This window comes from Lacinutrix sp. MedPE-SW, from assembly GCF_001874145.1.
GTDB lineage: Bacteria > Bacteroidota > Bacteroidia > Flavobacteriales > Flavobacteriaceae > Lacinutrix.
The window spans coordinates 72,965-96,134 of the sequence record NZ_MPCX01000004.1 but is presented as its reverse complement, the minus strand read 5'-3'; the positions used below and the strand labels follow the sequence as shown (position 1 = coordinate 96,134).

Genomic DNA, 23,170 nt, shown 5'->3' with positions numbered 1-23,170 from the left:
TATTAAACAGATTGTTTTTGATTGTATATTTTTTTATTTGAAATCAACTCGTTAATTGTTTCTGTAACTTCTTGGAAGTGTTTTAACTTTTCTTCTGAGACGTGCTCTTTAATTTTATTATTAAAGGTTAGTACACGATCGCGTGAAAACTCTCTTTTTTCTCGTCCAAATTCGGTTAAATGAATAAGTACACCACGACCATCTTCTGGATTTGGTTTACGTTCTATTAACCCTAATTCTTCCATTTTTTTTAAAATACGAGAAAGACTTGTTGCTTCCATACCCATTATTGGGCCAAGAGAAGTTGAAGGTGTACCGGTTTCTGGATCGATACTTAATAATGTAAAACCAGTTGCCATTGTGGTATCGAATTTGGCAGCTTCTTCGTTATACATTTTATTTACTGCTAACCATGTGGTTCTAAGTAAATAATCAATTGTTTTGTCTTTCATTAAATTGGGAAATCAATAATTTGAATTCCAAAGATAATAAAAATTTATTATGCATGCATAATAAATTAGGGAAAGTTTTTTATAAAATAAAAAACGCCTTAAATAAGGCGTTTTGAAATTATTTTCTGTAAATCTTGTTGTAAAGCTCTTTGTAGATGTCTTTTATAACGGTACGTTTCATTTTCATTGTTGGTGTTAATTGTCCGCCATCAATAGACCAAATGTCTGGCGTAAGTTCAAAACGTTTAATTTGCTCCCATTTACCAAAATGTTTATTACAAGCATCTACTTCTTTTTGAATGCGTTGAATGATTTCTTCAGAGTTGGCAATTGCATCTCCAGATTTTCCAATATTTTTCTTTTTTCTATCTATCCAATCTTCTATAAATTCAAAATTAGGCTGTATAATTGCTGCTGGCATTTTTTCGCCTTCGCCAATGACCATTACTTGTTCTATAAAGCGTGATTGTTTTAATTGATTTTCTAATAGAGTAGGAATTACATATTTTCCACCAGATGTTTTAAACATTTCTTTTTTACGTCCAGTGATTTTTAAAAAGCCATCTTCATCAATTTCTCCTTTGTCTCCCGTATGAAAATATTCACCAGTCATAACACTATCTGTTCTTTCAGGATCTTTATAGTAACCCATCATGATGTTTGGTCCTTTTGCTAAAATTTCTCCATCTTCTGCAATTTTTACAGTTACATTTTTTATTGGTTTTCCTACTGTTCCTAATCTAAAATGATTATCGCGTAGCATTTCTACAGAGATTACTGGAGATGTTTCTGTTAAACCATAACCTTGCATAACATTCATTTGTGCTGCACAGAAAATTTTAGATAGTCTTACTTGTAATGCTGCAGACCCAGAAACCATAGTATTTAATTCGCCGCCAAGAGCTTCTCTCCATTTACTAAAAATAAGTTTATTGGCAATTTTTAATTTAAACTCATACCATGCGCCATTAGCACCATAAGGCTCCCATTGTTCTCCAAGTTTAACTGCCCAGAAAAATAAGGCTTTTTTTATACCGGAAAGTTCTTCGGCTTTAGCTATAATTTTATCGTAAACCTTTTCAAGTAGTCTAGGGACAACACTCATTAAATGAGGTTTTATTTCTTTTGCGTTATCACCAATTTTATCAATGCCTTCTGCAAAATAAATTGATGCTCCTGCATATTGGTAGATATATATTAATACACGTTCGAATACGTGGCATATTGGTAGAAAACTTAGTACTCTATTATCTTTTTCGTTAATAAATGGTAAACGATGCGATGCATCTAGTGCATTACTTGTAATGTTATTATGCGATAACATTACACCTTTTGGCTTACCTGTTGTTCCAGATGTATAGATTATTGTTGCTAAATCGTGAGGCGATACAGCATCCATTCTGGCTTGAACTTCATTTTGATTGCTTTCATCTTTACCTATTTCAAATAGTTCTGAATAATGTTTACAGCCTTCTATATGGTTAAAAGAATAAACTTCTTTAATACTAGTATTCGCTTTAATTTTATTTACTTTAGCTAATACTTCTTCATCACTAACAAAGCAATAAATAGATTCGCTATGATTTAAAACATATTGATAATCTTCTGAAGATATTGTTGGATATATTGGAATATTTTGGGCTCCTAGTTGAAGAATACCTATATCCATGATATTCCATTCGGTTCTATTTGTAGATGAAATTACTGCAATTTTATCATTTTTTTGAACTCCCATTTTTAATAAGGCACGACTTACTGCATTTGCTTTATCTAAATATTCCTTAGTAGACATTGGTCTCCATTTACCGTCGTATTTAGTAACTAATGCTGCTTCTAGATTATGTTTTTCTAGCTGATAATATGGAAAATCGAAAAGGCGTGTGATTTCTGTCATTCTCTTTATGTGGGAGTTAAAAGTCTTGCAAAGTATGAATTTTTATGTGTAATTCAAATACCCAAATAAAAAAGGAGCTGTTAAAAACAGCTCCTCTGCTAATTGATTGATAGCATAAATTTATGCTTTACCTAAGTTTATTTAATAACTAACTATTTTTAAATGAATCCCTTAACTTTCATTTAATTAAATAAATAATTGGCATAAATTCTATGTAAATATAATTAGATTATGTTAATAATTGATGTAAAAAATCGTAATATCTACTATTTTAAGTATTTTTTTATGAATTCACTTTCGTCACTAAAGTAACTTTTAGGCGACTTTTTCATAAAATATTTAAATTCTTTTGAAAAATGCGAACTATCATGAAAGTTATACATACGCACTAAGTCTATAATTTTAAGTTCTTTTTCATGGTACTTTCTCATTAATAAACTAAACCTGTATAGGCGAGCGTATTTTTTAGGAGTTAAACCTACTATTTGTTTAAATCTTGTTTCTAAAGTTTTTTGAGAAGTTGGTATTTTTTCAATTAATTCATTAATAGAAATTTGTCCCTGTTTTTTGTTTATTATACTAATTGCTTTATCAATATTCTCTGTATGATTATCTATTTTTAAAGGTAGTGTATTGATAAGTTCTTCTAAAGTATGAAGTGCTTTTTTTCCTTTATGTTTTTGTTGAAAAAATGGATTTAAAATATTAAAAAGCGCTTGAGATACTTCGTTTAATGGTAGGTGCTTATCGTTAATTTTAGAAACATCTAAATGTGTAAGTTTATAAAATGTTGTTGGGTGAAAGAGTACACCACAACATTTTGTGTTTTCGTCTACATTTAACTTATAAGATCTTGTTGTTTGTCCTGTAACAATAAGACCTTTACCGCTATAATTTTTATTATTAACTGTTAATTTATTTTCTCCTTTATATGTATATGCTAAAGAATGTTTGCCTAAAGGAAGTACTATGCTTTGAAAAGGTAATGCTTTATTTGAGACTTTAAATTCAAAATATTCATCTATTAATTTTGATGAATTAGAGCTTTTATAAGCTTTGTAAGTCATGTTGGTTTAATTTATAGCTTTGCAAAATATGATTTTTCTTACAATAACTTGTAATTGTTTTAAAAATTTAAATGTTTTGCAAAAAAAAAAGGAAGTAACGTTTTACCGAAACTTCCCTAATAATTTTAATAGTTTTTTATTACTGTTTTTCTATCCAGAGTCTCGCATTTACAAAAGCTTCAAGCCAAGGTGATACTTCATCTTTTCTACCTTCAGGATAGTTTGCCCAATTCCATTGAAAAGTTGAACGTTCTATATGTGGCATAGTTACTAAATGTCGTCCTGTTTTATCGCAAAGCATTGCCGTGTTAAAGTCAGATCCATTTGGATTGTTTGGGTAACCTTCGTAACCATATTTTGCTACAATATTATATTGGTCTTCGGTTTTTGGTAAGTTAAATTTACCTTCTCCATGCGAAATCCAAACACCCAATTCTGTATCTTTTAAAGTAGAAAGCATTACAGAGTTGTTTTCTTGAATTTTTACAGAAGTAAAAGAACTTTCGTGTTTTTTAGAATCGTTATGAATCATTTTTCCATGCACATCATGGTCTGGATTTATAAGGTCTAATTCCATAAATAATTGGCAACCATTACAAATACCAACCGAAAGTGTATCTTCACGATTAAAGAAATCGTTTATTACTTTATTCGCTTTTTCGTTGTATTTAATAGCTCCAGCCCAACCTTTTGCAGAGCCTAAAACATCAGAGTTTGAAAATCCACCAACAGCACCTAAAAATTGAATGTCTTTTAAATCCTCACGACCAGAAATTAAATCGGTCATGTGTACATCTTTAACATCAAAACCAGCTAAATACATAGCATTTGCCATTTCGCGTTCAGAGTTACTTCCTTTTTCACGAAGTATTGCTGCTTTTGGTCTTGTGTTTCCTAATGCTGGTAGTTTTCCTGTAAAATGTTTTGGGAATGTATATTTTAAAGGCTGAATAGCGTAGTTTTTATAACGTGCTTCGGCAAGATTATTTGCTGTTTGTTTTTGGTCTAATAGAAAAGACGTTTTGTACCATACATCTCGTAAACGAGAAACCGTCATAGTAAATACTTCAGCATTATTAATAACGCTTAAAACATCTGTATCTGTAACTTTTCCTATGTTGAAAAACTCAATATTCGCTTCCTTTAAAACGGCTTCTATTGATGCATCTTTTGACTGAAAAACAATACCTGCGTTTTCTGCAAATAATACTTTATGTGAGTCTTTTTGGTTTAAAGCAGTAATATCTAATTCTGCTCCAATATTAGTATCTGCAAAACATAACTCTAATAAAGTAGTAATTAAACCACCAGAAGCAACATCATGTCCTGCAACAATCTGCTCGTCTTTTATTAATTTTTGAATAGTATTAAAAACCGTTTTAACAAATGCCGAATCGTTTACATTTGGTGCATCATTACCAACTTTATTTAAAATTTGAGCGAAAGAACTTCCGCCTAACTTATAATGATCTTGAGATAGGTTTATGTAATAAATATCTCCAGCATTTTTCTTAAATAATGGCTCTACAACTTTAGAGATTGCATTACAGTTTCCTGCTGCAGAAATAATTACTGTTCCAGGAGAAATAACCTCTTCGTTAGGATATTTTTGTTTCATCGATAACGAATCTTTTCCTGTTGGAACATTGATTCCTAAATCTATAGCGTATTTTGAAATGGCTTGTACTGCTTCGTATAATCGTGCGTCTTCGCCCTCATTTTTACAAGGCCACATCCAGTTTGCAGATAGTGAAACACTTTGTAAACCATCCTTTAATGGCGCCCAAATAATATTGGTTAAAGCTTCTGTAATACTATTACGACTTCCGGCAACAGGATTAATTAATCCAGAAATAGGCGAGTGGCCAATTGAGGTTGCAACACCTTCTTTACCATTATAATCTAACGCCATTACACCAACATTATTAAGTGGTATTTGTAATGGACCAACACATTGTTGTTTGGCTACTTTTCCGCCAACACAACGGTCTACTTTATTTGTTAACCAATCTTTACAAGCAACAGCTTCTAATTGTAATACTTGGTCTAAATAGTTATAAAAATTATCGGTATTATATGAAATGCCTCCGTAGTTTCTATCTACAGTAACATCGTTCATTATTGTTTTTGGAGAGCTTCCAAACATATCTTCCAGAGCTAAATCCATAGGTTTATCTCCTTTGGTTTTAGACTCGAAAGTAAAGCGATGGTTTCCTGTTACATCTCCAACAGTATACATTGGAGAACGTTCGCGGTCTGCTATTTTGTTTAAAGTTTCTAAGTGTTTTTCGGCAATTACTAATCCCATGCGTTCTTGAGACTCGTTACCAATAATTTCTTTTGCCGATAAGGTTGGATCACCAACAGGAAGTTTATCTAAATCTATATTTCCACCAGTATCTTCGACAAGTTCGCTTAAGCAATTTAAATGTCCGCCAGCACCATGATCGTGGATAGAAACAATATAATTTTCATCACTTTCTACCATACCTCGAACTGCATTTGCAGCACGTTTTTGCATTTCTGGATTAGAACGTTGTACTGCATTAAGCTCGATGCCAGAAGCAAATTCTCCAGTATCTGCACTAGATACAGCAGCGCCACCCATTCCAATACGGTAATTTTCACCACCAAGAATTACAATTTTATCTCCAGCTTCTGGAGTTGCTTTTATAGCTTGTTCTGCTTTACCATAACCAATTCCGCCGGCTTGCATAATTACTTTATCGAAACCTAATTTGCGTGCATCTTGCTCGTGCTCGAAAGTTAATACCGAACCGCAAATTAAAGGTTGCCCAAATTTGTTTCCAAAGTCTGAAGCTCCATTACTCGCTTTTATTAAAATATCTACAGGTGTTTGGTATAACCAATCTCTGGCTTCCATTTTTTGTTCCCAAGGTCTATTTTCTTCTAAACGAGAATACGAGGTCATGTAAACAGCTGTTCCTGCTAATGGTAAAGATCCTTTTCCTCCAGCTAATCTATCTCTTATTTCTCCACCAGAACCAGTTGCAGCTCCGTTAAAAGGCTCTACAGTTGTTGGAAAATTATGAGTTTCTGCTTTTAAAGAGATTACAGAATCGTAATCTTTAGTTTCGTAAAAATCTGGTTTATCTACGGTTTTAGGTGCAAATTGCTCTACTCTAGGACCTTTTATAAAAGCAACATTATCTTTATATGCCGAAACAATATCGTTAGGATGTTGTTTTGAGGTTTCTTTTATTAATTTAAAAAGAGAGGTTTCTTTTTCTTCATCATCAATTATAAATGTACCGTTGAAAATTTTATGGCGACAGTGCTCTGAGTTTACTTGTGAAAATCCAAAAACTTCTGAGTCTGTTAACGGTCTTCCTATTTTTTTTGAAACTCCTTCTAAATATTCAATTTCTTCATCGTTTAAAGCTAAACCTTCTTGTTGGTTATATGCCGAAATATCTTCGATGTTAAGAATAGATTCTGGTTTAATTTCAATAGTAAATGATTCTTGATTTAAACCGTTATATTTTTCAGAAATCATAGGATCGTAGTCCTTGAAATCTTTAGTTGAAGCAATAAATTCTTCAATTCTAATAATGCCTTCAATTCCCATATTTTGGGTGATTTCAACAGCATTTGTACTCCAAGGCGTTATCATTGCAGCTCTTGGTCCAACAAAAAAAGCATCTAACGATGCTTGTTCTATTTTTGGCTGGTTGCCAAATAACCATATCAATTTAGAGATGGTTTGGGTTGATAATTCTTTTGTTGCTTGAACAGCAAAAACCTTACTGTTTTGGTTTCCGAAGAAATGAATCATTCTATTATAGTTTGTGTGTTGTTTTTAAACCACAAATTTAAGTTTTTTTAATCTAATAATAACATATAAAATCAAGCTATAATTCTATAGTTATTCACGTGGTTATTAACTAAAAAAAAGCGACTTTAATTAAAGCCGCTTTTTACAAATTTTAAAGATTTTAAATTTATTCTTTAATTAATTTTTTAGTTACAGTACCATTTTTAGACTGTAATTTAAGAATGTAAACACCTTTAGATAAGTTTGATACGTTAACTTTATTGTCGCTAGGTGTAATGTTTCCTTTTAATACTTTTTTACCTAATACATTGTAAATTTCGTATGTAGTATTTTGTTTGTTTTCAATAGTTAATAGGTTACCTTGTACTGGATTTGGATAAATTTTAAAAGTATCTTTAGAAAACTCATTGACAGATAAATTTTCCCAACGATTTTCTGCAGTTGGACCACCCCAAATAACAGTTGCTATATATGGGTTGTCTATAAAAGGATTTCTGTTTCCTTGAGCTCCAGAAATCACACTTTGTCTATTGTCTTCAAAAGGAGATACAGGATCTTCTGCATTCCATTCTAAAAATAGACTTAGGGAACCAACATCTGTAAATGGCTCATTGTATCTTAAATTTAAATATAAAATCATACGTGCAACATCACCTTTCCATTCATCTCCAGGAAACCAACTTGTACCAAGGTCTTGGTAACCACTAGGGCTAGAAACATCTGCAAAAGGATTATTTCCTCTGTCTCCATTTACCGTAATATCGCAAACTCTTAGATGGTGTAAATCGCCACGTGCTGTACTACCAATTAGAGATTGTGGGTATACATGTTCTGTATTATAAGTTTGTGTTGAGTTAGGGTTACTACCCGATAACCATTCGTTATCATTTCTTATTTCGCCAGTATACATTAAAACAACTTCAGAATTGTCACTAAGGTTCTCATCTGCATCATATAAAAAATTATGACGTTGAGAATATGAAAGCATTGGTGAATGTTTAGCAATGGTTTCAACCGCTAAGTCATCGTACAAAGTTGTTCCTGTTGCAGAAAAGTCTACATCACTATAATATGCTTGTAAGTTTGCTGGTGGCGTAAGCTGGGCAAAACTAAAAGTAGATATTGAAAGTAATAAAAGTAAGTAAATGTGTTTCATATTAATATATTTAATTTGAGGTTTTTCTTTCTAATAAAGCCATGTAGAATCCGTCGAATCCAGATTCGTGAGACAGTATTTTTTTCTCTTTAACAAAGGTAAAGTCTTTTCCTGATTCTGATGTTAAAAAATGTTTAACTTGCTCTTGGTTTTCTGATGGTAATATAGAACACGTTGCATAAACTAATTGTCCTCCTGGTTTTACCATTCTAGAATAGCTGCTTAAAATCTCACGTTGCGTATTTTTAATACGGTCTAAAAATGAAGCTTCAAGTTTCCATTTAGCATCTGGATTTCTACGTAAAACGCCTAAACCAGAACATGGTGCATCTATAAGTACACGATCTGCTTTGTCGTATAATTTTTTAATTGGCTTTGTAGAATCTATAGTTCTCATTTCTATGTTATGAGCACCAGCACGTTTTGCACGTCGTTTTAGTTCTCTTAATTTATTTTCATAAATATCCATAGCAATTACTTGCCCTTTATTTTCCATTAAAGCTGCAATGTGTAATGTTTTACCACCAGCACCTGCGCAAGTATCTACAACTTTCATTCCGCTTTTTACGTCTAAAAACTCTGCAACTAGTTGAGATGAAGCGTCTTGTACTTCAAACCATCCTTTTTTAAAGGCATCTGTTGTAAAAACATTAGCTCTTTCTTTTAGTTTTAGTGCCTCTGGATAGCCTTTAATTTCTTCAGTATCAAAATCTAAATCAAATAATTCTGATTTTAATTTTTCTTTTGTAGTTTTAAGAGTATTTGTTCTTAAAATAACATCAGCTTGTTCGTTAAGTGCAGCCGCTTCTTTATTCCATACGTTTTCTCCTAATTCTTTTGCAGCTAATTCATCTATCCAATCTGGAAAAGATTCTTTAATTTTTCTAATTTTTGATAACTCATCAAAACGACCTTTAATTTTTCTAGTAGGTGTGTTTTCAAAGTATTTCCAGTCTGGTAATTTTATACCTTTTAAAGTTGCCCAAACAGCAAATAAACGCCAAATGTCATCTCTTGAAAAAGGTTCTTTTACGTTTGCAATTTCAGCATATAATCGTTTCCATCGTACAATGTCGTAAGTTGTTTCGGCAACAAAACCTCTATCTCGGCTTCCCCAACGTTTATCGCGTTTAAGTAATTGCTGTACTACTTTATCTGCATAATTACCTTCGTTAAAGATTAGTAATAATCCATCAACTGTGGCAAAGCATAAATTTCTATGTAATCTCATTTTATGTATTTAATTGAATTATAAATCAACTTATTATGACCCATAATTCGGCGTGCAAAGGTACGGTTTTATATAGAATAATTTGGTATAAATGGAGTGAGATATTCATTTGTTAACAGTAAAATGCTATCTTTTTAAAAATATTTCAAAATAAACGAAAGTTTTTAATATAATTGGCATCTAAATTATATTAGAATAAAATTTAGAATTTTTGTCGGAAACCGAATTTATAGAAGAACTTAAAAGTAAAAGTGAAAAAGCTTATAGTAAATTACTAGATGATTTTCAACAGAAAGTTTATGCTACATGTATTTCTTTTGTGCCAAATACCGAGGATGCCGAAGATATTGCACAAGACGTTTTTGTTGAAGTGTTTAATGCTATACATAAATTTAAAGGACAGTCTAAACTATCAACCTGGATTTATAAAATTACAACAAATAAATGTTTGGAATTTATACGTAAAAAAAATACTAAAAAACGTTTTGCTTTTCTACAGTCTATAACAGGAAATGTTATTCCTATGGATATGACAAATTATTTTACAGAGATGAATCATCCTGGTGTATTACTAGAAAATAAAGAAACAAGTAAAACGCTTTTTTATGCAATAAATCAATTACCAGAAGCACAACGCACTGTTTTTACGTTGCATAAAATAGATGGTAAAAGTTATAATGAAATAAGTGAAATTATAGATAAAAGTTTATCATCTGTAGAATCTTTAATGTTTAGATCTAAAAAAAATCTACAGAAAATATTAGAGAACTTTTATAAGAATAATATTTAGCGCAAGTTTTGTTGAGAATTTGCATCTAAAATAATACAAATGAAAATAAATATGAACATAGACGAAAAGGTATCAAAGACTTTAGAAGCCTTTGACACAATGGACACTGTAAAAACTCCTCCTTTTTTTAAGGATAAAACCATGCAGATTTTATTTACAGAGAAAGAAGAAAAAGTGGCAGCATCTTTTTGGAGTTGGTTTACACCACAATTACAACTGGCTACTTTAGTATGTGTGGTATTGGTTAATTTTTATGCCATCAAAGAAATAAATAATTCTGAATATGAATCATCAATTTCAACTTTTGCGTCAGATTATGGGATTTCTACAGAGCAAGAAACATCAATTTTCAATTTTTAAGAGATGAAAAAAAATACAGTTTTATATGTATTGCTTATTGTTTTAATAGTAATAAATGGATTTTTTTTATTCAACTATTTAGGACGACCACAGCATAATGCAGCAAAGGAGTCTAGTAATTTTATTGTAAAAGAGTTAAATTTTAACGAGTCTCAATTAGCGGAATTTAAAAAGTTGGAAGAAAATCATCATATAGCTATGCAAAGCATTGGAGATGATATAAAAGTAAATAAAGATAAATTGTTTAAAAAAATTACAGCACCTACAATTGATCGCGTTAAGGTAGATAGTTTAATTCATGAAATTTCTAAAACAGATGTGTTAAGAGAAAAAGAACTTTTTAATAAACTTAGAGGTATTTATGAGATTTGTAACGAAAATCAAAAAAAACAATTTACAGACATTTTAAAAAAAGCAAGACGTTTTGATGGTAATAGGCCAAACGGACCAAGAAGACCTGATAGACCTGATAGACCTTAAAAAAAATAGCAAATAATTTTATAAAAAGACCTTAAGTAATTAAGGTCTTTTTTTTGTGTTTTATTTAACAAAACAAAGCACAAGTTATTTTCAATAACATCATCTAAAATTATATAACAAAATAATTTTAAAAATATAGATTATGAAAAGCAACACAATCAAAACAGCAATATTAACATTTGGAATAGCAGTATTAGTTTCAAATAGTTCATTTGGTCAATCTGAAAAAAGAGAACAAAAAACGCCGCCAACATTTAGTGAGTTATTAAAAGAACTAGATAAGGATGAAGATGGCTTACTTTCTAAAACAGAAGTTAAAGGTCCATTGAAAGAAGGTTTTTCTGAAATTGATACAAATGAAGATGGTTTTATTTGTGAAGAAGAGTTTAAAAAAGCACCAAAGCCTAAAAGAAGAGAAAGAAGATAAAATAAAATTTTTGGTTGGTTAGTAGTTAAAAGCTTTGTGATGTAAAAGTCATGAGGCTTTTTTCAAGTTTCAAACTTTAAAATCGCAAGTATTTATAAAAAAAGTCATCTAAACATTAAATCAAAACCATATAAATATGAAAAACAAAAACTTAAAATTAGTATTCTCAATATTTATTTTACTATTAACAACAAGTGTTTATGCACAAGGTCGTGGTGGCGGAAGAGGTCAAGGTGGCGGAAGAGGTCAACAAAGAGCACAGCCAGACGCATCAGAAATATTATCAAAGTTAGATACCGATAACGATGATAAAATTTCTGCAGAAGAAGCTTCTCAAGATCAAAGAGGAAAAATATCTCAAGATTTTGATGAGATAGATAGTAACGCAGATGGTTTTATCGATTTAGAAGAATTAAGCGATTCATTAAATAATAAAAGCTCTAAAAAGAAAGTAAAAAAAATAGCTCCTAAAAAGTTAATAAAGCAAATAGACGATAATGGAGATGAAACTTTAAATGAACTCGAAATAGCGGCAAAAGATAACCGTCGATTAATGAAAGATTTTAGTAAAATTGATCGAAATGCAGATGGTGAATTAGATTTGGAAGAACTGGAAGCTTTTTATGCAAATGAAGAACATTTAAAACCTAAAAGAAAAAACTAGATTATGAAAAATAGATTAATTATAACTTTACTTGTTACTGTTTTTGTTGGCTGTAAAAGTAACAATAAGTCTCACAGTCATGATGGCTCTGTGGCACATAATCATGACCACGAAGCTGCTAATACAACAAACAATTATTTTGGGAACTATTCTTTAATAAATGAAGAATACGGTACAAAAACAGTGGTAACTGTAGATTCAAACTCGCGTAAAATGGAAACTAATGCGTTGCCAAATCATGAAACAGGAACATTTCCAAATCCTGGTAACCCAAATACCATAAAAGCTCAAAATAGAACATATACATTTCCATTACATCCTAAAAAAGGAGAAAAAGCACAATGGATTAGAGAACCAGGAGTAGCGCTCAACGGTATTAAATTTGAGCCAGGAACAGCAGAGGTAGTACAATGTGAAACTGGAGAAAATTATCGAGTAGAAGCTTTGCAGGATGTTATTAATTTAGGTTTAGATTTTAATCACGCTCACGTACAACCAACAGGAGCTTACCATTATCACGGCACTCCAACATCTGTTATACAAAACTTCGATTCTGGAGAAGATTTAATTCATGTAGGTTTTGCGCACGACGGATTCCCAATGTATTATTCTAAAAGCGGAAAATATAAACCAAGCTATAAGCTATTAGATGGAAATCGTGAAGGCGAAGATTGTAGTTATGAGAATCCGCACCAATCTATAGACATTTCGGTTGGAGGACACCACGATGGTACCTATGGTTCAGATTTTGAGTTTATTGATGGTTATGGAGATTTAGATGAATGTAACGGGATTACCATAAACGGAAACTATATGTATTTAGTAACAAAAGAGTTTCCATACATAAGCCGTTGCCTTATGGGAGAAGTTAATGAGAGTGAAAAAAGAGCATTGGGAATGCAAGGTAGTGGAGAAGGTAGACCACAAAATAGACCAGGAGGAAGACCTAATGCAGCTCAAATAATAAAAGAAATGGATGCTAATAATGATGGAAAATTATCTAAAACCGAAGTTAAAGGACCTTTAAAAGAAGGTTTTTCTAAAATCGATGCCAATAACAATGGTTTTCTCTCTAAAGAAGAATTAGAAAAAGGAGGAGAAAAAAACAAGCAAAAACCATCAAAACATAATTAATTTAAAAAAAGCGCAAGTTTATTTTTTAATAAGCATCTAAAGAGATAAACACATTAAAAATATAAAAAATGAAAAACCTATTTAAACTAATATTATTAATGGTAGCGGTGTTTACATTAAGTATCGCTTGTACTTCAAATGATGATGCTGCAAGCACAACAACTGTTACAGAAGACGAAGTTGTAACAGAGCTTCATGCAGCATACTCGGCTTTTAATACAGATGCTACAACAATTTATATAGACAATACGGGAACAAATGTTGTAATAGAAACTACAGGTTTACCAGATCACCAAACCGTTTATTGGGGAGAAGGACATCCGCTTTACATAGAAGAGCCAGATGTACAAGTAACACCTAGTATAATGTCAAGTAATAATAATGCTGTAACTATCACAGTAGATGCTACACCAAATTTAACCGGCAATACAGTATCTACAACATTTAATACTATTGGTATAGCAGTTAGTGGTGCTTCAATTTTTAATGATCAAGAAGGTGGCGGACCTTTAGACCAAGCAGCAGCAAGTTTAGATTATACAGGTGCACATATTGGGCCAGGTGTCTATCACTATCATTTAGAGCCCAAAGCTTTTTCTAATGATGATGATGCCTTAGTAGGTGTATTATTAGATGGTGTTTTCCTTTACGGAAGAAAATGTAATACAACTGGTACATACCCAGACGATTTAGATGCTTCAGGAGGTCATACTTCTACAACACAATATACAGATGGAGAAGAAGAATACCACTATCATATAATAAACGAAGTATATTCTAATACAGGATCTTACTTAGCATTCGCAGGACCATATCAAGGGTACTAAAATTATGAAAGCATTTTTAACTGTTATAATCGTTATTTTCTTTTTGAGTTGTAAGCAATCTTCAGAAACAAATACTTCCGAAGAAAATAAAGTAACTAAAACCGAAAATGCTATAAATATTAAAAATGTTGAAGTACCAAAGTCTGAATTGATTTTAAATCAGCTACAAGGTGTTTGGTATTATAAAGAGGAACCTTACAACGGTTATGCTTTAAAGTATCATGAAAATAATACTATAAAAGAAAAACTTGGTTTTTATAACGGAAAACGTCAAGGTGTAGCCAAAACATGGTCAGAGCATGGAGTACTTCGTATAGAATCATATTATAACCAAAACAAATTGGTTGGTTCTTATAGAAGTTTTTGGGAAAATGGAAACTTAGCTTTAGAGGTTAATTATGTAAATGGAAAAAAGCAGGGAGAAGAAAAACAATGGTATTCTAACGGAAAACTATCAAAGTTAAGACTGTTAAAGGATGGAAAAGAAAATGGTATTCAAAAAGCTTGGTTGCCAACAGGAAAACTTTATGTTAATTACGAAGCTAAAAACGGTAGAATCTTTGGTTTAATGCGAGCAAACTCATGTTATAAATTAGAAAATGAAAAAGTTATTAAAACAAAATAAAACGTTATTGGGTTTACTGTGTTTTGCTTTAGTGCTAGCTAGTTGTAAAAAAACTGTAACAAAAGAAATTAGTAAAGCAGAAGAAACCAGTAGAGTAGAGTATTTACCATATTATAACGAAGAGTCTTTTACACCAAAATGGTTAACACCAGGAACAGAAGAAGAAAAAACGTTTCATAAAATACCAGACTTTTCGTTAATAAACCAACTAGGTAATGAAGTGTCGCAAAAAACGTTTGAAAATAAAATATATATCACCGATTTCTTTTTTGCTAGTTGTCCTGGTATTTGTCCGCAAATGACGGGAAACATGTTTAAATTACAAGAAGAGTTTTTAAACGATGATGAGGTGTTGTTTTTATCGCACACCGTAACACCAACAAAAGACTCTGTTCCAGTTTTAAAAAATTATGCCAAAAAAAATGGTGTAATAGATAACAAATGGCATTTAGTAACAGGAGATAAACAGGTGATTTATAACCTTGGTAGAGCACAATATTTCATAGAAAACGATTTAGGAGAACCCAAAACTATTAATGATTTTTTACATACCGAAAACTTCCTACTTATAGACAAAAATAAACACATTAGAGGTATCTATAATGGTTTAAATAGAGCCTCAATGGCACAATTGATTGTTGATGTTAAAACCTTGAAGGAACAAGGTTAAATTTGGTTTGTTTGATTTGGAAAAAAGCTTTGCGATTTTGTCGTAAAGCTTTTTTACTTTTATAAAAAATTAAATTCATGAGAAAACTAACTATTACTTTACTCTGCTTACTTGTAATTATAACTTTATATAATTGTGGAAGTACTCAAGAACAAACATTAAAAACAAAGGCTTCGGTAAAAACTTTTTCTAAAATAGAAATTGAAACTCTAGTAGAAAAAAATGATTTAAACGTTCGCGCTATAGAGGTCTTTAAAAATGTAGGTTTAGCCTATTTAACTTCAATGGGAGAGTTTGGTATGCTTTTTAATGAAGAAGCTAATGTGTTGCCAGGTGTTAAAAAACAATTTCCAATTAATATAAAGCATGATACAATAGTTCCAAATTTTAGAGCGTTAGCGCTTACAAGTAATAGAGCGTTTGGTGTAAGTATTGGTTCGCCTGGTTTAATATTTAATTTAGATAATGATGCACATAGAAATAAAGTAGTCTACCAAGAAAATCATGAAAAAGCATTTTACGATGCAATAGAATTTTGGAATGATGAAGAAGGTATTGCAATGGGAGATCCAACAGATAATTGCATAAGTATTGTAATTACAAGAGATAGAGGAAAAAACTGGACTAAAGTGCCTTGCAATATATTGCCAGAAGTTATAGAAGGCGAAGCAGCGTTTGCAGCAAGCGATACTAATATTGCTATTGTAGGAGATAAAACTTGGATTGCTACTGGTGGAAAAGCAAGTAGAATATTATTCTCTCCAGATAAAGGGAAAACTTGGGAAGTTTTTAATACACCAATAACTCAAGGTATAGAAACTGCTGGTATGTATTCTTTAGATTTTTATGATGAGAATAACGGTTTTGCAATTGGTGGTGATTATACAAAACCAGAAGATAGTACTGCTAATAAAATTAGAACAAATGATGGTGGGAAAACTTGGGAATTAGTAGCTGAAAATGAAAACCCTGGCTATAGAAGTTGTGTGCAATATGTACCAAACAGCAATGCAAAGGCATTAGTAGCTGTTGGTTTTAAAGGTATAGACTATTCTAGCGATGCGGGCGAAAGCTGGACACATTTAAGCGATGAAGGTTTTTATACAATTAGATTTGTTAATGATAGTATTGCCTATGTGGCTGGAAATAAAAGGATAGCTAAATTACTATTTAGATAAAACAAAAAAAGCAGCTATAAAGCTGCTTTTTTTATTTTTTAGATTTCCCACGGTGTCTTTGTTTAAACTCCTGTATCATTTTGCGTCTAAAAGAACGCTCTGCATTCATGAGTTTTAAAATCTTTTTAGCAGAAAGTACATTTTTAAGTTTTGTATAGTATTCTTTTTGTATTTTCTGTTTAGATAATTCCATTTTAATAAGCGTATCTAAATAGTCTTTTGCTTCAGTTTCAGAGATGGCATCAAAATCATTTATACGTTTTAAGCCAGAGTTTTCTCTAATATTATCTTCAGCTTCTTCTTTATGGTTGTAAATTGGCCAAAAGGCTTGTGCTTCTTTAGCTGTTAAATCTAACTCTTCTGTAATATGAGCTACTTTTAGAGCATTTATCTTTTCCTTATCGTGTTTTTGTGCATTTATATTTGCCGATAAAAGAAAAATAAAAATAGGGACAAGTATGTGTTTTATATTTTTCATTGTAATTTTTTTAAATGTTTATTCTGAATATAAATCATCTACATCTTCTATAAAGCTATCTAAAGCTTCATCACTTAATGTGTAATCTATAAATTGTGCTTCACTTAAATCTGAATCTTGAAATAAGGTTGTTAGTTCACTAATTTCTGTTTCATTTAATATATAATCATCTACAGATGCTGTATCTATATCATCTAAAGTTGTTGTTGAGGTATTAAAAATATTTAAACTAAAAAATAATACAATTGCAGCAGCAATACTAGATACAAATATTATATTTTTTTTGTTAAATATAGAAATGACTTTTGTCTCTTCTTTAACAGAAACATTAAAATTATCTAAGTAGCCTTTTGGTATTTTTAAACCAGATTCGCTAACAATACTTTTTAATTTTACCTCATTTAAAATAGTATCTTCAAGTGCTTCAAAATAGTCTTGAGGTACTTTAAATCCTGTTTCTTTAATATTATGTAAGTTTTTGTTTTCCATCTTAATACTTTGACTGTAAAAACCTTAAATGGTTTAATTCTCTTTTAAATAGGATTCAATTTTTTTTGCTGCTATATGGTATGATGCCTTTAATGCACCTTCGCTAGTTTCTAAAATCTCTGCCATGTCTTTGTATTTAATATCTTGAAAATATTTCATATTAAAAACTAACTGTTGTTTCTCTGGTAATGTTGCTATGGCTTTTTGTAGCTTTATTTGTATGGCATCACCTTCAAAATAAACATCAGATTCTAGATTGTTTATTGCTATATTCTGTGCTTCTTCGTTTGTAATTTGTAAGCGTTTAGCATTTTTATTTATTTGGGTAATGGCTTCGTTAGTTGCAATTCTATATAACCATGAATATAATTTACTATCGCCTTTAAAACCACTAATACCTTTGTAGACTTTTATAAATGTATTTTGTAAAACATCATCTGCATCGTCATGAGATTTTACAATATTTCTTATATGCCAATACAAACGCTCTTTATAGAGCGCAACTAATTCTTTGAAGGCTGCATCTTTATAATCTGGCGATTGTAGTTTTAATATAAGTTTTTTATCGTCTACCACTTATTGTTTTTTATTTAGACCATAGTTTTATTGTAAAGTTTAATGCGATTTTATTAAAAAAATGCTAAAACGTTAAAGCGCTCATCAACAGTGATTTATACTCAAAAATATCGATAAAGTGTATTTTTATATCGATTAAATGTGTTTTTTATTTGTTTACTACAATTATTTTAAATAAATTTGATGTAACAAAATACTATATGTTATTAGATTTAGCCCCAAATCTATTTATAGAACTGAAAAAGGATAAACATTTGTTTATCCTTTTTTTTATTTAATATTTACTCGAAACTTTGCATGTCTACAAGTTTCTTATAGATTCCGTTTTTAGCAATTAGTGTTTCGTGTTTACCTTGCTCGGCAATTTCTCCTTTTTGCATAACAATAATTTCGTCTGCATTTTGAATAGTAGATAATCTATGCGCAATTACAATTGATGTTCTGTTTTTCATCATGTTTTCTAATGCGTCTTGTACTAGTCTTTCGCTTTCTGTATCTAAAGCAGAAGTTGCTTCATCTAATATCATAATTGGAGGATTTTTAAGTACAGCTCTAGCAATACTTAAACGTTGTTTTTGTCCGCCAGAAAGTTTGTTTCCAGAATCACCAATGTTTGTTTCTAGAACTTTAGGTAAATCTTTTACAAATTCCCAGGCATTTGCAATTTTTAAGGCTTCAATTATTTCTTGATCTGTAGCGTTTGGTTTTCCAACTAATATATTATTTTTTATAGAGTCGTTAAATAGTATAGAGTCTTGCGTAACCAATCCCATTGTGCTTCTTAAAGAGTTTTTAGTGAGGTCTTTAATATTTTGTCCATCAATACTTATACTTCCTTTGTTTACATCGTAAAAGCGTGTTACTAGGTTTGCTATTGTACTTTTTCCACTTCCAGATTGGCCTACTAATGCTACAGTTTTTCCTTTAGGTACTTTTATAGAAAAGTCTTTTAGTACGTACTCGTCTTCATATTTAAAATAAATATTGTCTATAGATATAGCTTCATTAAAACCATTTAAAGTTTTTGCATTTGGAGCATCTTCAATTGGGCTTTTAGTTTCAATAATTTCTAAAACACGTTCTGCTGCTGCGTTACCTTGTTTTACTGCATAAGATGCTTTGCTTATGGCTTTGGCAGGAGTTAAAATATTATAGGCTAAACCCATAAAAGTTAAAAATGAAGCACTGTCTAGAGAGTTTTCTAATAATACCATACGGCCTCCAAACCATAATAATACAGAAATGGTTACAATACCTAAAATTTCACTAACTGGAGAAGATAGGTTTTGCCTGTTTAGTAGAATATTTGAAAAATGAAAGTAACGTTTGGTAGAGTCTTGAAATTTGCTGTTAAATATACCTTCTGCATTAAATCCTTTTATAACTTTAAGTCCGTTTAAAGTTTCTTCAACAGTAGAAAGAAATATACCTTGCTCGTTTTGTACAGCTGCCGATTGGCGCTTTAAGCGCTTACCTATTGCCGAAATTATAAAACCAGACACAGGAATAAATATAAAAACAAAAATGGTAAGTTTTACGCTTATAATTAGCATGCCTCCAATACTAAAAACAATACTTAAAGGTTCTTTAATTATCATTTCTAAAACAGCTAAAAAGGAATTTTTTACTTGAGCCACATCATTAGAAATTCTGGCAATAATATCCCCTTTTCGTTTTTCAGAATAAAATGAAATAGGTAGGTTTATAGTTTTATCGTATAAATCGTCTCGTAAATCTTTTAAAATACCGTTACGTAAAAATGTACCAAAATATAAGCCTAAATAGTTAAATAAATTTTTTAGTAAAAATGTAACTACTACTAAAACTATAACAAAAACTAATGCTTTAGATTTATCATCTTGAGCAAAAGATTGAATTTGGTAGGCTAGCGTATCATTAAAATAATCGCCCAAAGTTCTTATTCCGGTATAAACGGGTTTGTTTACAACTTTTACTTCGCCATCTTTAGGAAATAATACATTAAGCATTGGCATTAAAGCAAAGAATGATAGTGCTCCAAATAGTGCGTAAAATATATTACTTATAATATTTAAAAAGGCATACTTTTTATACGGTAAGGCGTAGGTTAAAATTTTTTTTAAATAATTCATTTACTATAACTGCATATCTTTAATAATAGCATCAATCTTAGCTTCCAATTGTTGTTCCGTAGCAGTAAAGTCTGCCACATTGTCTAAAGTTGTATTTACGCTTATGTAGAATTTAATTTTTGGTTCTGTTCCGCTAGGTCTTAACGCAATTTTGCTTCCATCTTGCGTATAATAAATTAAAACATTAGATTTTGGGATGTTGATTTTAGAAATTTCTCCTGTAGTTATATTATTAGAGGTTGATAGTTGGTAATCTTCTATTAAAGTAACTTTAGAGCCATTCACTTCTTTTAAAGGGTTTTCTCGTGCATCAACCATCATTTGTTTTATTGCTTTAGCGCCTTCAATTCCTTTTTTTGTAATAGATATTAAACGTTCTTTATAAAAGCCATGTTCTATATATAAATTTATTAATTCTTGATACATAGAGCTATTATTAGCTTTTGCCTGTGCAGCAATTTCGCAAGCTAATAAAGCAGATGTATTTGCATCTTTATCGCGTACAAAATCGCCAACCATAAAACCAAAGCTTTCTTCGCCACCACCAATAAAATCAAGCTCTGGAAAATCTTTTATCATTTTGGCTATCCATTTAAAACCGGTTAAGCCAATTTTGCATTCTACCTTATAGGCTTGCGCTAATACAGACATCATTGGAGTTGATACAATGGTACTGCCTATAAATTGGTTGTTGTTAATTTTATTATTGTTTTTCCATTGTTTTAATAAAAAATTGGTCATTAAAAGCATGGCTTGATTACCGTTTAAAATAACCATTTCGTTATTTAAATCTCTAACGGCTATACCAACACGATCACTATCTGGATCTGTACCAATTACTATATCTCCATTAACTTTGTTGGCCAGTTCTATTGCCATTTTTAAAGCTTCTGGTTCTTCGGGATTTGGAGAAACAACTGTTGGGAAATCGCCATTGGGTTCACGTTGCTCTTCAACAATATTTACGTTTGTATAACCAGCGCGCTTAAAAGTCTCAGGTATTGTTGTAATCGATGTGCCGTGTAAGGATGTAAAAACAATGTTTAAATTTTCTCTTGCTTCTTTTGGCGTATTAAAACTTCCATTTTTTACTGATGCATCTATAAAAACATCATCAACTTCTTTACCTATATAATTAATTAAATTGTTGTTTGCTGTAAATTTAATTTCAGCATAATCTAAATTATTAATCATTTCTATTATTTCGGCATCTTGTGGTGGTACTAATTGTCCGCCATCTTGCCAATATACTTTATAACCGTTGTATTCTGGTGGATTATGTGATGCTGTTAACACAATGCCACAATGGCAATTAAGATGTTTTAAAGCAAAAGATAATTCTGGAGTAGGACGTAAGTTTTCAAATAAAAAGACTTCTATATTATTTGCAGAAAATACGTTAGCTACCACTTTTGCAAGTGTTTTACTATTATGTCTACAATCAAAAGCGATAGCGACTTTTAGTTTTTCACCAGGAAACACTTTGTGCATATAATCGCTAAGTCCTTGTGTGTTTTTACCTAATGTATATTTGTTTATTCTGTTAGTTCCAATACCCATAACACCGCGCATGCCACCTGTACCAAACTCTAAATCTTTGTAAAAACTTTCTTTTAATTCTTCTGGATTTGTACCAATTAAATCTTTAATATGAGATTGAGTGTCTTGATCAAAAGCAGGAGTTAACCATGTGTTAACACGTTCTAGTAATTTTGGTTCTATATAAATCATATTATAAACTGGTATTTAAATACAAAAATACGGATTATTAAAAAGGCTAAATAAAGTAACTTAATTTAATTCTTCTTTTATAAGGTAGCGTTTTTTGTTTTGCTTAGATCGTAAAACTATTTCTCCTAAAAATCCAGCAATAAAAAATTGCGTACCTATAATCATGGTTACCAAAGCGATATAAAATTGTGGTCGTTGTGTAATTAGTCTACCATCAATGTTAAAAAATAACTTGTCTATACCTAGGTAAGCTGCAAAAATAAAGCCTGTAGCAAACATTATAACTCCAAGTGCACCAAAAAGATGCATTGGGCGTTTTCCAAATTTAGTTATAAACCAAATGGTAATTAAGTCTAAAAAACCATTTATAAATCGATCCATTCCAAATTTTGTTTCGCCATATTTTCTTGCTTGGTGCTGCACCACTTGCTCACCTATATTTGTAAAACCTGCATTTTTTGCTAGTACGGGAATGTAACGGTGCATTTCGCCATTTACATCTATATTTTTAACAACGTTATTTTTGTAAGCTTTTAAACCACAATTAAAGTCGTTAAGTTTTACGCCAGAAGTTTTTCTTGCTGCCCAATTAAAGAGTTTAGATGGTAGGTTTTTTGTGAGTTTATTATCAAAACGTTTCTTTTTCCATCCAGAGATTAAATCGAAATTGTCTTGAGTTATTTTTTTATAGAGTTCTGGTATTTCTTCAGGATTGTCTTGTAAGTCTGCATCCATGGTAATTACAACTTCTCCAATTGCTTTTTCAAAACCCGCATGAAGTGCTTGTGATTTTCCAAAGTTTTTTAAAAATTTAATACCTTTTACGTTACTATCTTTTTGAGATAAGTCTTGTATGGTTTGCCAAGAAGCATCGGTACTACCATCATCTATAAAAATAATTTCATAAGAAAAACGATTGGATTGCATAACTTTTGCAATCCAATCGTGTAATTCTGTAAGAGATTCTTCTTCGTTAAGTAGTGGTATGACTACTGATATATTCATATTATTATTTCAAAATGAAATTCAAATAT

At 31.0% G+C, this 23,170-nt stretch carries 22 protein-coding genes; 10 read left to right on the top strand and 12 right to left on the bottom strand.

Annotated elements, in window-relative coordinates; translation table 11 throughout:
* Positions 1 to 2: 2 nt before the first annotated feature.
* The 6 genes from BM549_RS05385 to BM549_RS05355 all read right to left on the bottom strand — a co-directional run bounded on the left by BM549_RS05385 (position 3) and on the right by BM549_RS05355 (position 9,596).
* Positions 3 to 452 (bottom strand): MarR family transcriptional regulator, encoded by a 450-nt coding sequence (locus tag BM549_RS05385; RefSeq protein ID WP_013870595.1) that lies wholly within the window; start codon positions 450 to 452, stop codon positions 3 to 5.
* Between the two features lie 118 nt (positions 453 to 570).
* The gene (locus BM549_RS05380) at positions 571 to 2,346 is read right to left on the bottom strand and encodes a long-chain fatty acid--CoA ligase (protein ID WP_290469336.1); all 1,776 of its coding nucleotides are present in this window, start codon (positions 2,344 to 2,346) and stop codon (positions 571 to 573) included.
* A 266-nt stretch (positions 2,347 to 2,612) separates the two neighbouring features.
* On the bottom strand, positions 2,613 to 3,413 hold the full coding sequence (locus BM549_RS05375) for a helix-turn-helix domain-containing protein (protein WP_290469335.1): 801 nt from the start codon (positions 3,411 to 3,413) through the stop codon (positions 2,613 to 2,615).
* 139 nt (positions 3,414 to 3,552) lie between these two features.
* Entirely contained in the window at positions 3,553 to 7,209 is a 3,657-nt protein-coding gene (gene purL / locus BM549_RS05370; RefSeq protein WP_290469334.1) for a phosphoribosylformylglycinamidine synthase, read from the bottom strand.
* Positions 7,210 to 7,375: 166 nt separating this feature from the next.
* On the bottom strand, positions 7,376 to 8,365 hold the full coding sequence (locus tag BM549_RS05360; protein WP_365336972.1) for an endonuclease: 990 nt from the start codon (positions 8,363 to 8,365) through the stop codon (positions 7,376 to 7,378).
* A gap of 10 nt (positions 8,366 to 8,375) precedes the next feature.
* The gene (locus BM549_RS05355) at positions 8,376 to 9,596 is read right to left on the bottom strand and encodes an RsmB/NOP family class I SAM-dependent RNA methyltransferase (protein WP_290469333.1); all 1,221 of its coding nucleotides are present in this window, start codon (positions 9,594 to 9,596) and stop codon (positions 8,376 to 8,378) included.
* 211 nt (positions 9,597 to 9,807) lie between these two features.
* On the opposite strand from BM549_RS05355, the gene BM549_RS05350 reads away from it, so the two are divergent.
* From BM549_RS05350 to BM549_RS05305, 10 genes are all read left to right on the top strand, one after another.
* Complete coding sequence (locus BM549_RS05350) at positions 9,808 to 10,386, top strand: RNA polymerase sigma factor (protein WP_290469332.1); 579 nt, start codon at positions 9,808 to 9,810, stop codon at positions 10,384 to 10,386.
* A gap of 51 nt (positions 10,387 to 10,437) precedes the next feature.
* Positions 10,438 to 10,746, top strand: coding sequence for a hypothetical protein (locus BM549_RS05345; RefSeq protein WP_290469331.1), 309 nt, complete (start codon positions 10,438 to 10,440; stop codon positions 10,744 to 10,746).
* Positions 10,747 to 10,749: 3 nt separating this feature from the next.
* Positions 10,750 to 11,226 carry a Spy/CpxP family protein refolding chaperone gene (locus BM549_RS05340; protein WP_290469330.1) on the top strand — a complete coding sequence of 159 codons (477 nt, stop codon included), beginning with the start codon at positions 10,750 to 10,752 and terminating at the stop codon, positions 11,224 to 11,226.
* A 142-nt stretch (positions 11,227 to 11,368) separates the two neighbouring features.
* The gene (locus tag BM549_RS05335; protein WP_290469329.1) at positions 11,369 to 11,653 is read left to right on the top strand and encodes an EF-hand domain-containing protein; all 285 of its coding nucleotides are present in this window, start codon (positions 11,369 to 11,371) and stop codon (positions 11,651 to 11,653) included.
* 136 nt (positions 11,654 to 11,789) lie between these two features.
* Positions 11,790 to 12,317 (top strand): hypothetical protein, encoded by a 528-nt coding sequence (locus BM549_RS05330; protein WP_290469328.1) that lies wholly within the window; start codon positions 11,790 to 11,792, stop codon positions 12,315 to 12,317.
* A gap of 3 nt (positions 12,318 to 12,320) precedes the next feature.
* Positions 12,321 to 13,451 carry a YHYH protein gene (locus BM549_RS05325; RefSeq protein ID WP_290469327.1) on the top strand — a complete coding sequence of 377 codons (1,131 nt, stop codon included), beginning with the start codon at positions 12,321 to 12,323 and terminating at the stop codon, positions 13,449 to 13,451.
* Positions 13,452 to 13,519: 68 nt separating this feature from the next.
* Positions 13,520 to 14,278: a YHYH protein gene (locus tag BM549_RS05320; protein WP_290469326.1), complete on the top strand. Its 759-nt coding sequence runs from the start codon at positions 13,520 to 13,522 to the stop codon at positions 14,276 to 14,278.
* A gap of 4 nt (positions 14,279 to 14,282) precedes the next feature.
* Entirely contained in the window at positions 14,283 to 14,903 is a 621-nt protein-coding gene (locus BM549_RS05315) for a hypothetical protein (RefSeq protein ID WP_290469325.1), read from the top strand.
* A complete protein-coding gene (locus tag BM549_RS05310; protein WP_290469324.1) occupies positions 14,878 to 15,573 on the top strand; it encodes an SCO family protein in 696 nt (231 codons plus the stop codon). The genes BM549_RS05315 and BM549_RS05310 overlap by 26 nt, the downstream gene beginning before the upstream one ends.
* A gap of 77 nt (positions 15,574 to 15,650) precedes the next feature.
* Positions 15,651 to 16,751, top strand: a complete 1,101-nt coding sequence (locus tag BM549_RS05305; protein WP_290469323.1) for an oxidoreductase — start codon at positions 15,651 to 15,653, stop codon at positions 16,749 to 16,751.
* Positions 16,752 to 16,782: 31 nt separating this feature from the next.
* Here BM549_RS05305 and BM549_RS05300 read toward each other — a convergent pair whose 3' ends face one another.
* From BM549_RS05300 to BM549_RS05275, 6 genes are all read right to left on the bottom strand, one after another.
* Positions 16,783 to 17,229: a hypothetical protein gene (locus BM549_RS05300; protein ID WP_290469322.1), complete on the bottom strand. Its 447-nt coding sequence runs from the start codon at positions 17,227 to 17,229 to the stop codon at positions 16,783 to 16,785.
* Positions 17,230 to 17,247: 18 nt separating this feature from the next.
* On the bottom strand, positions 17,248 to 17,718 hold the full coding sequence (locus tag BM549_RS05295) for a hypothetical protein (protein WP_290469321.1): 471 nt from the start codon (positions 17,716 to 17,718) through the stop codon (positions 17,248 to 17,250).
* A gap of 33 nt (positions 17,719 to 17,751) precedes the next feature.
* Positions 17,752 to 18,294, bottom strand: a complete 543-nt coding sequence (locus BM549_RS05290) for an RNA polymerase sigma factor (protein ID WP_013870613.1) — start codon at positions 18,292 to 18,294, stop codon at positions 17,752 to 17,754.
* Positions 18,295 to 18,575: 281 nt separating this feature from the next.
* The gene (locus tag BM549_RS05285; RefSeq protein ID WP_290469320.1) at positions 18,576 to 20,405 is read right to left on the bottom strand and encodes an ABC transporter ATP-binding protein; all 1,830 of its coding nucleotides are present in this window, start codon (positions 20,403 to 20,405) and stop codon (positions 18,576 to 18,578) included.
* Between the two features lie 3 nt (positions 20,406 to 20,408).
* Positions 20,409 to 22,136 carry a phospho-sugar mutase gene (locus tag BM549_RS05280; RefSeq protein ID WP_290469319.1) on the bottom strand — a complete coding sequence of 576 codons (1,728 nt, stop codon included), beginning with the start codon at positions 22,134 to 22,136 and terminating at the stop codon, positions 20,409 to 20,411.
* Positions 22,137 to 22,196: 60 nt separating this feature from the next.
* Positions 22,197 to 23,141: a glycosyltransferase family 2 protein gene (locus tag BM549_RS05275; protein WP_290469318.1), complete on the bottom strand. Its 945-nt coding sequence runs from the start codon at positions 23,139 to 23,141 to the stop codon at positions 22,197 to 22,199.
* Positions 23,142 to 23,170 lie beyond the last annotated feature (29 nt).